Below are 11,617 nucleotides of genomic sequence, written 5' to 3'. Positions count from 1 at the left end.
GACCTAGTACCTGTAGTGGCTTGGCTTATACGGACCAGCCTGTTCCACACCGATGTAGTCAGCTTGTTCCTTGGAGAGTGTGGTGAGCTTAACTCCGATCTTCTCGAGGTGAAGACGCGCAACCTCCTCGTCGAGCTCTTGCGGCAAGCGGTAGACACCAACTTCGTACTCGTCCTTCTTCTTCCAGAGGTCGATCTGAGCGAGGGTCTGGTTCGCGAAGGAGTTGGACATCACGAAAGATGGGTGACCGGTAGCGCAACCGAGGTTTACGAGACGTCCTTCCGCGAGAAGGAAGATAGAGTTTCCTTCTGGGAAGGTGTACTGATCGACCTGAGGCTTGATGTTGAGGTGCTCTACGCCTGGGAACTTTACGAGCTTGTCCACTTGGATCTCGTTGTCGAAGTGGCCGATGTTACAGACGATTGCCTGATCCTTCATCGCCTTCATGTGATCGATGGTGATGATATCCTTATTGCCCGTGGTGGTCACGTAGATGTCAGCGCGGCCGAGAGTATCCTCAACGGTAGTTACTTCGAAGCCTTCCATCGCCGCCTGCAAAGCGCAGATCGGGTCGATTTCGGTAACGATCACGCGAGCACCCATTCCGACGAGAGCTTGGGCACAGCCCTTACCCACGTCGCCATAACCGCAAACCACAGCAACCTTGCCGCCAGTCATTACGTCGGTCGCACGCTTGATGCCGTCGATCAAAGATTCGCGGCAGCCGTACAAGTTATCGAACTTGGACTTGGTAACCGAGTCGTTCACATTGATGGCAGGGATGAGAAGCTCACCCTTCTTCTCCATGTGATACAAGCGGTGCACACCCGTAGTAGTCTCTTCGGAAACGCCCTTCCACTCCTTAACCACATCGTGCCAGCGGGTGGAGTTTTCTTCATGGGCTTTCTTGAGCAGATTCTTGATGACTTGCTCTTCTTCGGAGCCAGCTGGGCCATTTACCCAGTCGCTGCCATCTTCGAGCTCATAACCCTTATGGATGAGAAGAGTCGCGTCGCCTCCGTCGTCTACGATAAGCTGAGGTCCGAGTCCACCTGGGAATCGGAGCGCCTGATCGGTACACCACCAGTACTCTTCCAAAGTCTCGCCCTTCCAAGCGAAAACCGGAACGCCCGCCGCAGCGATGGCGGCCGCCGCGTGGTCCTGAGTGGAGAAAATGTTGCAAGATACCCAACGCACATCCGCGCCGAGCTCTACCAACGTTTCGATCAAAACCGCGGTTTGGATCGTCATGTGAAGCGAGCCCATGATACGGACTCCCGCGAGAGGCTTCTCGGCAGCGTACTTGGCGCGAACCCCCATGAGGCCCGGCATTTCCGCTTCCGCGATGGTGATCTCCTTGCGACCAAAGTCCGCTAGGCTGATGTCTGCGACTTTGTATGGTAGTGTTTCTGTGATTGTTTCGCTCATTTTGTTTCCCTTCCTTTTTATTTAAACTTCTTCACCGATTTTTGCAAAGCGGCGACCTTCTGTGTCTCTTCCCAAGGCAAGTCGTCCTTGCCGAAGTGTCCGTAGTTGGTGGTGTCCCGATAGAACGGACGTAGCAGGTTGAGTTGCTTAACGATGTTCGCTGGCTTGAAGCTAAACACGTCCGCGACCGCCGCCTCGATGGCCTCTTCTTCAACGGTACTGGTACCAAAAGTTTCAACCGTTATGCTGACCGGCTCTGGGAAGCCGATCGCGTAAGCGACCTGCAGCTCCGCATGCGTGGCCAAACCGGCTGCGACAATGTTCTTTGCCACCCAACGGCACATGTAGGCAGCCGAGCGATCCACCTTGGATGGATCCTTACCGGAGAAAGCTCCACCGCCATGGCGTCCCCAACCTCCGTAAGTGTCGACGATGATCTTACGTCCGGTGAGACCAGCGTCTCCCTGCGGGCCACCGATTACGAAACGTCCCGTCGGGTTGATAAGGAACTTGGTGTTCTTGGTGATGAGTTTCTTGGGCAGGCACTTCTTGATCACCTTGTTGACCATAAACTCTTCGATCTGCTTCTTAGAAACATCTTCGGAGTGCTGCGTCGAGATGACGACTGCAGTGATCTCGGAAATCTTCCCATCCTCGTAGCGAACAGAAACCTGAGACTTGCAGTCGGGACGGAGCCACTTGGCTTGACGACCACCATGGCGGATTCGTGCGATTTCGCGGCCGATGCGATGCGAATACATCAAGGCAGCTGGCATAAGCTCAGGCGTTTCCGCGCAAGCGTAGCCAAACATGATCCCTTGGTCCCCTGCCCCTTGCTCCGCAGTGTCCTTGCCCTTCGCCTTCTTAGCATCCACGCCTTGGGCGATATCAGGAGACTGGCTGGTTAGGTTATTGGTGATAAACACCTTGTCCGCATGGAAAACGTCGTCGTCGTTGACGTAGCCAATGGTGCGAATGGCTTCGCGGACTATCGCTTCGTAATCAAGCTTAGCCGTCGTAGTGATTTCTCCGGCGAGGGTTACGGTGTTGCTCTTGACCAGAGTCTCGCATGCGACGCGGCTGTAAGGATCTTGCTCGAGGCAAGCATCTAGAATGCTGTCGGAAATGAAGTCGGCGACCTTGTCGGGATGACCCTCGGCCACGGACTCGGATGAAAAAACAAAGTTTTTGGGCATAGTGAGCGTACTGTTTCTGCAGATTAGACCGACAGGATGCGAAACATCCCATCAACATATGCAGATTCGTTGATATGAAATACGGCAAACTCAAGCAAAGAGTTGCAAAACAGGTGTGAAAGAGTCGGGCTCGCTTACTACGCGAAGTTAACGAGCGCGCATTTTACGCTCCGCTTCTTTCTCCTCGCGGGCCACCACAACTTCCATGCGAGCCTTCAAAAGCTGCTCGTTGCCGTAAATGTCCTGCAGTTGCGAATCGTGAATCTTAGCAAGTCTCTCCGCAGATAAAGGCTTAGGGCGATTGATGCTAATGATACGAGCAGATCTTAGCTCTATGCTTCTTTCACGGTCGCCTAGGCGAACCGTTGCGATTCGATTTTCGGAATCGTAATCGACTAGCTCAAACTCTTTACGTGAATCGCCGAGCTCCACCCAAAACGCGCCAGCACTGGTTGGATCATAAAAACTGAGCCTTATCGTGTGCCCCATTTTGAGTTCGCCATTGAACTCAAGCGCATCAAGCCGCCCTTTTGCGATCGATAGCTCGACGCAAATCAAGGCAGTCAAAGACATGAAGGCTAATTTGATAAAACTCATGTGATAACAAAATAACGGCAAAACCAGCTCTCCGCCAAGAGAGCTGGTCCCCGTAATCACAAAGCCACAAGGGCCTTGAAAGGATATAAAACCAAAACTAAATCGATCTACTAAAGGTCGATGTTGAAAGCAGATGCCTGGACGAATCCACCGTTTCCGGTCTCATCGCTGATGGTAACCGTGTAAACACCTGGGTTAAGCGATACGATCGCTACGGCACTGGTTTCGTCTTCAGTCGGATAATCATCAGACGCTGCGAGAGAGAAGAGACCAACGCTTGAGCTCAGAGCTTCAACCATGTCCGCACGATCTGTCCATCCAGTGAACTCGGCAACGATTTCGCCTGTGAGGAAGTTGCGAACAGTGATCATTGGATCAGCCATCAGCGTGCGAGTTACGTTGTAGTCAGCGAGCTTAGGGCCTGCAGCGCGGATAAGGAACAAGCTTGGGAGCTCGCCGTAAACAGCGAAGTCGATTGTTCCGTTTGCACCCGCAGCAACGTTAAGGTTGGCAGAAAGAGCACCTGGACGAGCCGCAGCAACTTCGTTGGTTTCAGGAAGGTAACCGTCGATAGAGAGCTTGGTCCAACCGTAGAGCCAGTTCTTGGTTCCGAAAGCACCCTGGTAGTCAACAGACATCAAACCTTCAGGGTAAGCGTAAAGAGCGTTGGTGAGCGCTGGGCTATCTGCTGCAGGGCGAGGATCGAATCCACCATCATTGATACGGGAAATTCCGCGCAGCATTGGGTCTTCAACAGTGTTGTTGTGGGACGCGTCCGAGAAGATTACATCACCAGCATCGTCAAGTGAGTTAACCCAAGTGGATGTGTCTGTGCCAGCGGCGAAGTCCCACCAGATGTTGTTCTGCAGGTCGATACGTGGCACCGTGTCGCCCTCAGGAATCTCAGTGATGCCATCAACCGCGTCATCCTTGATGTCGATGACATGATCGGATGCGCCGAAAGATGAGAAGATACTGTTATAGTAACGTACGCCAGCGTCGTCGCTGATTTCAAAAAGGCCTTCGCTAACGCCAGAATCTGAACCTGGGCCTACGATAGTCGCGTTGTAGACGATACCCATACCGCGTTGTTCAGCTACGACATTGTCGCCATTGAAAACGATACCGTCCATTTCCGCTCCGTGGTCTTGGTTACCGGCTGCAGTAGCAGATCCGATGGAAAGCCAGAACTGACCGTAACCTTCCCAACCGCTATCCCAGTCGAAGCTATCATCCTTGGAGAATGCGCTGACGATATAACGTGGGTTAACGTTTCCACCGAAGATTTCGATGGAGTCGTCGGAGTTAGAGAAAATCTCAACAAACTCGATGACAGTCTTGTCAGTTACGCCGCCAAGAGTGAGACCGTTAAGTTCGTTATCTGGATCGAGAACCGCGCCACCATGACGGATAGAAACGTAGCGCAGGATGCCCTGGCTGTTGTCATTAGAAGTACCACCAAAAACCGTGTATTCGTTGGCTGGAATACCTTCAACGTGGTCATCGATATCTGGGTAGGTCTGTCCTTCTTTCTCCTTATCGGAGTTGAGCAGGCCATCACCGAGAATGACGACGCCGCCCCACTCACCAGTATCAAGATCATTCAAATCGCTGGTGTCGTGGACAGAGGTGATAGAGTCGTTGATCGTGGTGAAAACGATTGGGTTACTAGGGGTACCCATGGCGTAGATCTTGGAGCCACGAGAAATAATGAGAGCGGAAGCGAGGTCAGACTGCTCGTCTTCTGCCATGATAAGCGTACCAGGCTCAATCGTCAAAGTGGCACCATCTGTGACGTATACCTTACCATCCAAAATGTAAGTAAAGTCGTTTGTCCAAAGGGTGTCTTCTGTAATTCTGTTTTCTTCAGAAAGACCACCAGTGTAAGTGACAACGTCTCCACTTGTTGATGTAACCGCAGCCTGAATACCGGCGGCAGAAGCTATCGCAGCAAGAATGCTGATTGTACGTTTCATAGTATGTATTATTGTTTGTTACGAAAAACGAATCCCGTAGCAGGACTAGTATAACTTATAGGAAAAGCTCAGCGTGGTAGTGATGCCTTTCTTATATTCGGAGTAGACAGACTCTTCACCGAGGTAGGTCAGATACTTGCGAGAGCTTGTATCCAAAATGTTTTTAACGGAAAACTTCATAGCCAAGCGTTCGCCTAGCTTTTGGGACCAGATAAAATCCAGTTGCCCAGAAGGAGCTTCGTAAACGTCTGGGAGAGCTCCCAATGAGACGGAATACAGGCGATCGCCTGTGTAATTGTAAGCCAAGCTGAGCGTTGCTCCCTTGTCGAAGTTCTGAAAACTAGCATCCACGTTGCCCACGATTTCAGACTGCCCTTGCAGTTCTCGGACAGTTTCGACTGTCAAGCCCCCTGCCTGCTTCTGAGCAATTTCGTAGGGAGAGCGTTGCACCTCCGAATCGACGTAGGACAGGTTTCCACCGAGAGAGAAAACACTGGTCTCAGAACCAAACCAATTGAATGACTTACGAGCTTCTAGCTCCAAGCCTCTCACCTTGGCTTCATCTACGTTAACATAAGTTAGCTCGCCATCCACGAAATTGAGCTCAATAGGGTTAGAGATGTCCTTAACAAATGCCGTGGCAGCGATCAGGTTATCTCCCTCTCCAAATAATTCATAGCGAACATCTAGATTGTTGATCTCCGAGATCTGTAGCTCTGGATTGCCAACAAAAGTCTCACCACCGATGTTGTCGAATGAACCGAATGGCGATAGCTCACGGAAATTCGGGCGAGCCAAAGTCTTCGTAGCTGCAAACCTGAGGTTCTGATTTCCATCAATCTCGTAGACAACATTCACAGCGGGCAACCATAGGTCTTCATCAATGTCGCCATCGTTGTCGTTTTGCACTCCGCTACTATTAAAGCTAACAATCGACAGATCAGTGTTTTCATTGCGTGCACCGGCGATGACTCTCCATTTATCGGTGGCACGAAAGTCACCCATCACATAATACGCATCCACCACTTGCTCACCACTGTAGGCAGGTACCGAGCTCGAAGACTCATATATATATCTCTGAACCGCATCTGTTTCTGGGTTTAGGGAAGTGATGTCATCGCTCAAGAAAGCGGAGATGTCCCCATCGTATTGATAATCGCTTGGTAGACCTCTTACATTGTCGTTGTAAGTGTAAACGGACTCTTCAAAAGCACGATCCGTATCCGTTCTCTGAACACCAAATTTGATTTCATTCGAATTCCGCCCCAGCGGGATAATCACATCAAGTTTGGAGTCGGCCGTATTTTCTTCCAGATCACGCCAATATCTGCGAGGGGCAGGAAAGTTGCCTCGATAGACCGGATAGCCCTCGTCTGGAATCTCATCATAGAACAGACGAAAATCAGGTTCGTCCTGCGTACTGGTCGAATCAGATACAAACCATTCCACACGCGTTCCCTTCAGCCCTTCAAACTTGTGCTCTCCGTAAAGCTGAACAACCGAGAGAGAACGTTCTGTGTAGTGGAGGTTCTGTACTCTGAACAGGGCTTCTCCACTATCTTGGCGAGAACCGTAACGTGATATCGCTTCATCCGTTCCGGATTGGCTGTAGGAACTGTTAATGCCGATCTCGTGGAAACCGTTCGGCTTGAGAGCAACATTTAGAATAGCTCCCCACTCGTTACTTTCTTCTCCCTTGGCTTCCGTAAAGTCCACATGGTCCACCAATCCATTTGTATTGAGCTCGTAACGACCTACTTGCCCATCGTCGTAGTACGAAAAGCTGCGCTTGTTGGAGATGCTTCCGATGACTCCCAATGTCGCAGGGTCACTTCCGTCTCCCAGATTGAATCGGTTGCCGAAGGTAACCGAAGCTCCATGAGAGAGCGGAGCTTCTCTCATCTCTGCCTGAAACTCAGAAGCGAAGGATTGAGTGATGTCCGAAAGGAGCTGAGCTTGCTCGAGTTCCAAACGACGAGGTGACTCTGTGATCTCTTCAAGTCTGGAAGCGATATCAGGGATCGCTCTAGTGCCATCGTCCTGTCCTTTCCAGTCTCCGCTCGCTCCAGGGCTAAACAGAATATCCTGTAGAGAAGCGTTAGCGTTATAGCCAACACTGGCGTTGAAACTCATGAAAAAGCTGTCCGGAATCGCCTTAGTTTTAATGTCAACGTAGGCACCAGTGAAGCTACCTGACTTGTCCGGGCTGAAAGTCTTAACCGTGGAAATCGATTCGATAATTCCGGTTGGAAACTGGTCCAACTGAACGGCACGCTTGTCAGGATCAGCACTGGGTACCGTTGCCCCATTCATCGTCGTGTTGTTATAGCGATCGGATAATCCACGTACTACCATGTACTTCCCATCGGTAATCGATACGCCTGTCACCTTGCCCAAAGCGTCTGCCGCATCGCTAATGCTCAAACGACTGAAGGTCTCAGAGCCGATAGCATCGCTTATCGAGGAGGACTTCTGCCGTTCCGTGAGCAAGGCGATGTTGGAACCCGTCAGGGCCTTTGCCTTCACTGTGAATCCATCGAGCTCAACGATGTCCGATTCGTCACCATAAAGAGGAACGTCTACTCGAGCGATCTCGCCAGAGAGAACTGCAAGCTCCTCAACACGCGATGTCTTGTAGTACATAGCAGTGGCGACTAGCGTGTATTCACCAGCTGGAACGTTTCCAATGATGAACTTACCATCCTTGTCGCTGGAGGCAGTAATATCCGTACCCAAGACTGCGATACGCACATCGGATACGCCTCCACCAAAGTCAGCATCTATAATAGACCCTGAGATTATGCCGGTAGCCGCCTCTTGAGCGGACGCACGGAGAGAAAATAGGGCCACTGCAACGAAGAGAGTCGACAGTTTGGCGAGGCCCCAAAAGGACTTTGAATTACGGGATTGAGATACCATAGCGGTTACTAATTGAGCCCCAGAGAACGAAGACCCGCTTGGAATTCTCAATTGGAATCAAGCCACATTAGCATCTTGTTACCCCGTCGTAACCTATCGCAATTTCCCGTAACTTTGACGTCACAAACCCGTAATCTCCGCCTCTCACGAGTCACCTATGTGTAACATTTCCGATGAAAAACGGTCCAAATTCGACCGCAGCGCTTAAACAGCTCTAATACAGCGAGCAAAAGGGGCGAATTGCTCCGATTTTACTAGGAAAGCCCTGCACAAAGTTCTCGGGGAAACTAGCGCCATCACCTCATAAGGGGAATGAAAAGAAGATTATAAATCTCCAGCACGTGAGCACAAAAAAACCGCTTCCCGAAGGAAGCGGTCTTTTTTCACATGGCGGGATAGACGGGACTCGAACCCGCGGCCTCCTGCGTGACAGGCAGGCGCTCTAACCAACTGAGCTACTACCCCGTGCTGTGAAAGAGACGCTGAAAGTAGGATTCGGCTTTCTCAAGTCAAGCGTCGTTTAGACTTTTTTTTCATGCCTCGAAATTAGTCAAATTTCGTCTAAAAACCGGCGGTTCCTAACTCGCCGCTCAGTTGTCTCGACAATACGAAGTTACGCTTTATCAAGCTCTTAAACGCTGGCTAACGCTCTAAAACCAAACGGACTCCACTCTGGGTAATCCCCTAGCTAACTTGCAATAACTCCAATTTTCGACAGCCTAAACTGAGATTGAGACTGTATGCGGAAGTGCGCGAATAAAGGACAATTAGAACTCTGGAAGAGCCCAGCCTCTCCAAACAATCCCGAAAAACGGAGCTCTTGCGCTACCAGCACCCACCAGCCCGCTCAAAAGGCACCACGCTTTCCTGCCGCCAGCGAAGAATTTTCCCTCAACTTCGAGGACACACGCCAATCACCTCCCAAGCGGACCGAGCAAAGTTTCGCCCAAAAGAGGCCATTGAGAATACTAGTCGCGGACGACAACGATATTAACCGCAAGGTGATTCGCATCATCCTCAGCAAGCTCGGTTACGAGTGTCATGAAGCGGAAAATGGACGAGAGGCCCTCGAAGCATACCGCTCTGGTGACTTCAATTATGTCTTCATGGACATAGACATGCCTGAAATGGATGGCCTCGAAAGCACGCTGGCCATTCGCTCCTGCGAGGCAGATTCTCGAAAACCTTCTGAGATAATAGCCGTGACCGCAAATGTCTCTCAGGAAACTCGGCTCAAATGCCGCAGAGCGGGCATGAACGGTTACCTCGAAAAACCAATCACCGCCGAGATTATAAAAGAGCAATTGCTGCGTAGTTGGCCACGTGTCAGATCCCGCGGTTGACCGGAATATCCCCTGATAAGGGGTGAAAACGACAAAGGCCCCTCCAGTAAAACTAGAGGAGCCTCGAAAATGCTAAGCTAGAAAGCTATTTCGGAAATTAGTCGGCCTTGCGTGCAGAAGCGATCAAGTCTGAGAAAGACTTTGCATCGAGAGCTGCGCCACCGATCAATCCACCATCGATATCCTTCATGGCGAGAAGCTCGTCCGCATTGGCTGGCTTCATCGATCCGCCGTAGAGGATGCGAACCTTCTCAGCAACAGCCTCACCGTACTTAGCCGCGAGCTCGGAGCGGATCGCCGCGTGAACTTCTTGAGCCATTTCTGGAGTCGCAGTCTTGCCGGTACCAATTGCCCATACTGGTTCGTAAGCGATTACCACCTTCGGCATATCCTCTTCGGAAACACCTTCGAGACCACCAAGAAGCTGAGTCTTGTTAACTTCCAAGGTTTCGTCCGCTTCGCGTTGCTCGAGAGTTTCGCCGATGCAGAGGATTGGGTTCAGGTTGTTCTCCAAGGAGAACTTAACCTTTTCGTTTACGAATGCATCGGTTTCACCGAAGTATTCACGACGTTCGCTGTGACCAAGAACCACGTACTTGGCGAAAACCGCACGAAGCATTTCAGCGGAGATTTCTCCGGTGTAGGCTCCGCTCGCCTTCGGGTAGAGGTTCTGAGCGCCAAGCTTGACGGCGGAACCTTCGATCACGGAAGAAACCCTGTCGAGAGCCACAGCCGTCGGACAGATGACTACTTCTACAGACTCGTCCTTAGTGACGAATGCCGCGATTTCCTTCGCGAGATCCGCGCCGTCGGCGGGAGTCTTGTTCATTTTCCAGTTTCCTGCGATGAGATATTTGCGGGACATGACTAATAAATTGTTCTGATTGTTTTAATGATTCGAGAGCTTGGACCTACTTCTTGTCCAACGCGTCAACACCTGGGAGGATCTTTCCTTCGAGGAACTCGAGACTTGCTCCGCCACCAGTGCTCTTGAAGGAAACCTTGTCTCCGTAGCCGGACATATTGATCGCAGTTACTGAGTCACCCCCACCGATGATGGTTGTTGCTTCCTGATTGTCAGCGATCGCCTTGGCGACTGCGAAAGTCCCCTTATTACAAGCATCGCTTTCGAAGATACCCATGGGGCCATTCCAGAGAACGGTCTTGGACTTAGCGACTTCCGCACAGTAGAGCTCGACAGTCTTGGGGCCGATGTCGACACCCTCCCAACCTTCTGGGATGTTTCCTTCCGCATCTGACTCGCCGAGATTGCCAGCAGTCATAGTGCTGAAATCGAAAGAGTCTACGGTCACATTATCAATTGGGAGAAGAAGCTTCACACCCTTTTCGACAGCCTTCTTCTGAAGCTCGGTAGTCATATCGACCATGTCCGGCTGACAGAGGCTCGAGCCAACGGTTTTTCCGTTAGCGAGCGCAAAGGTGTAAGCCATCGCTCCACCGATCAGAATCGTATCCGCCTTTTCAAGGAGAGCATCGATGACCTTCAGCTTGTCGCTGACCTTCGCTCCACCAAGAATAACAGTGAATGGGCGCTCGGCGTTAGCAGTCTTGTCTCCAAGGAACTCGAGTTCCTTTTCGATAAGGAATCCGCAAACCGCTGGCTTGAGAAAAGCCGCGATACCCGCGGTGGAAGAGTGGGCACGGTGGGCAGTACCGAATGCATCGTTTATGTAGAGATCGCCGAGTTTCGCAAAATCCTTGGACAATTCTTCGTCGTTTTTGGTCTCGCCTGCGTGAAAGCGAACGTTTTCCAGAAGGGCGACCGAACCTGGCTCGAGGGCGGCGACCGCCTTCTCAGCTACTTCGCCACGAGATTCAGGAACGAAAACGACAGCCTGACCCAGCTCTGCAGCCAAGGCCTTAGCAACAGGCTCGAGCGAGAACTTTGGATTTACCTCGCCCTTAGGACGCCCTAGGTGGCTAAGCAAAACAGCTGTGCCGCCACTCGCGATCACGTGCTTGATAGTCGGCAGTGCGCCGAGGATACGGGTATTGTCGGTTACTTCCCCATCTTTGAGGGGTACGTTAAAGTCGACGCGGATGACCGCTTTTTTGCCCTTAAGGTCGATGTCTTCGATGGTCTTTGTAGCCATGGTCTATAAGATATGATTTGGGTGCCGTCCGATGACGAACCCGG

8 protein-coding genes and 1 tRNA gene are annotated in these 11,617 nt (G+C 51.3%); 1 reads left to right on the top strand and 8 read right to left on the bottom strand.

The window, feature by feature from the left end; genetic code table 11:
- Positions 1-3: 3 nt before the first annotated feature.
- From ahcY to H5P27_RS07480, 6 genes are all read right to left on the bottom strand, one after another.
- Positions 4-1,428: an adenosylhomocysteinase gene (gene ahcY, locus H5P27_RS07505; protein WP_185659774.1), complete on the bottom strand. Its 1,425-nt coding sequence runs from the start codon at positions 1,426-1,428 to the stop codon at positions 4-6.
- A gap of 17 nt (positions 1,429-1,445) precedes the next feature.
- The gene (gene metK, locus H5P27_RS07500) at positions 1,446-2,624 is read right to left on the bottom strand and encodes a methionine adenosyltransferase (RefSeq protein ID WP_185659773.1); all 1,179 of its coding nucleotides are present in this window, start codon (positions 2,622-2,624) and stop codon (positions 1,446-1,448) included.
- Between the two features lie 147 nt (positions 2,625-2,771).
- Positions 2,772-3,221: a hypothetical protein gene (locus tag H5P27_RS07495; protein WP_185659772.1), complete on the bottom strand. Its 450-nt coding sequence runs from the start codon at positions 3,219-3,221 to the stop codon at positions 2,772-2,774.
- 110 nt (positions 3,222-3,331) lie between these two features.
- Entirely contained in the window at positions 3,332-5,197 is a 1,866-nt protein-coding gene (locus H5P27_RS07490) for a T9SS C-terminal target domain-containing protein (RefSeq protein ID WP_185659771.1), read from the bottom strand.
- Positions 5,198-5,242: 45 nt separating this feature from the next.
- Complete coding sequence (locus H5P27_RS07485) at positions 5,243-8,116, bottom strand: TonB-dependent receptor (protein ID WP_185659770.1); 2,874 nt, start codon at positions 8,114-8,116, stop codon at positions 5,243-5,245.
- 388 nt (positions 8,117-8,504) lie between these two features.
- Positions 8,505-8,581, bottom strand: a tRNA-Asp gene (locus tag H5P27_RS07480).
- Between the two features lie 275 nt (positions 8,582-8,856).
- Between H5P27_RS07480 and H5P27_RS07475 the strand changes: the two genes are divergently transcribed.
- A complete protein-coding gene (locus tag H5P27_RS07475) occupies positions 8,857-9,459 on the top strand; it encodes a response regulator (RefSeq protein ID WP_185659769.1) in 603 nt (200 codons plus the stop codon).
- 97 nt (positions 9,460-9,556) lie between these two features.
- Here the strand turns inward: H5P27_RS07475 and tpiA are convergent, their stop codons facing one another.
- Positions 9,557-10,324 carry a triose-phosphate isomerase gene (gene tpiA / locus H5P27_RS07470; protein WP_185659768.1) on the bottom strand — a complete coding sequence of 256 codons (768 nt, stop codon included), beginning with the start codon at positions 10,322-10,324 and terminating at the stop codon, positions 9,557-9,559.
- Positions 10,325-10,370: 46 nt separating this feature from the next.
- Positions 10,371-11,573, bottom strand: a complete 1,203-nt coding sequence (locus tag H5P27_RS07465) for a phosphoglycerate kinase (RefSeq protein WP_185659767.1) — start codon at positions 11,571-11,573, stop codon at positions 10,371-10,373.
- Positions 11,574-11,617 lie beyond the last annotated feature (44 nt).

Origin of the sequence: Pelagicoccus albus, assembly GCF_014230145.1 — a bacterium.
GTDB classification, from domain to species: domain Bacteria; phylum Verrucomicrobiota; class Verrucomicrobiia; order Opitutales; family Opitutaceae; genus Pelagicoccus; species Pelagicoccus albus.
The sequence above is the reverse complement of the archived record's forward strand: the minus strand, read 5'-3'. Positions and strand labels throughout refer to the sequence as shown.

Coding starts and splice junctions, on each gene's coding strand:
- H5P27_RS07490 (WP_185659771.1), bottom strand. CDS start 5,197: ATGAAACGTACAATCAGCATTCTTGCTGCGATAGCTTCTGCCGCCGGT.
- H5P27_RS07475 (WP_185659769.1), top strand. CDS start 8,857: ATGCGGAAGTGCGCGAATAAAGGACAATTAGAACTCTGGAAGAGCCCA.
- metK (WP_185659773.1), bottom strand. CDS start 2,624: ATGCCCAAAAACTTTGTTTTTTCATCCGAGTCCGTGGCCGAGGGTCAT.
- tpiA (WP_185659768.1), bottom strand. CDS start 10,324: ATGTCCCGCAAATATCTCATCGCAGGAAACTGGAAAATGAACAAGACT.
- H5P27_RS07465 (WP_185659767.1), bottom strand. CDS start 11,573: ATGGCTACAAAGACCATCGAAGACATCGACCTTAAGGGCAAAAAAGCG.
- H5P27_RS07495 (WP_185659772.1), bottom strand. CDS start 3,221: ATGAGTTTTATCAAATTAGCCTTCATGTCTTTGACTGCCTTGATTTGC.
- H5P27_RS07485 (WP_185659770.1), bottom strand. CDS start 8,116: ATGGTATCTCAATCCCGTAATTCAAAGTCCTTTTGGGGCCTCGCCAAA.
- ahcY (WP_185659774.1), bottom strand. CDS start 1,428: ATGAGCGAAACAATCACAGAAACACTACCATACAAAGTCGCAGACATC.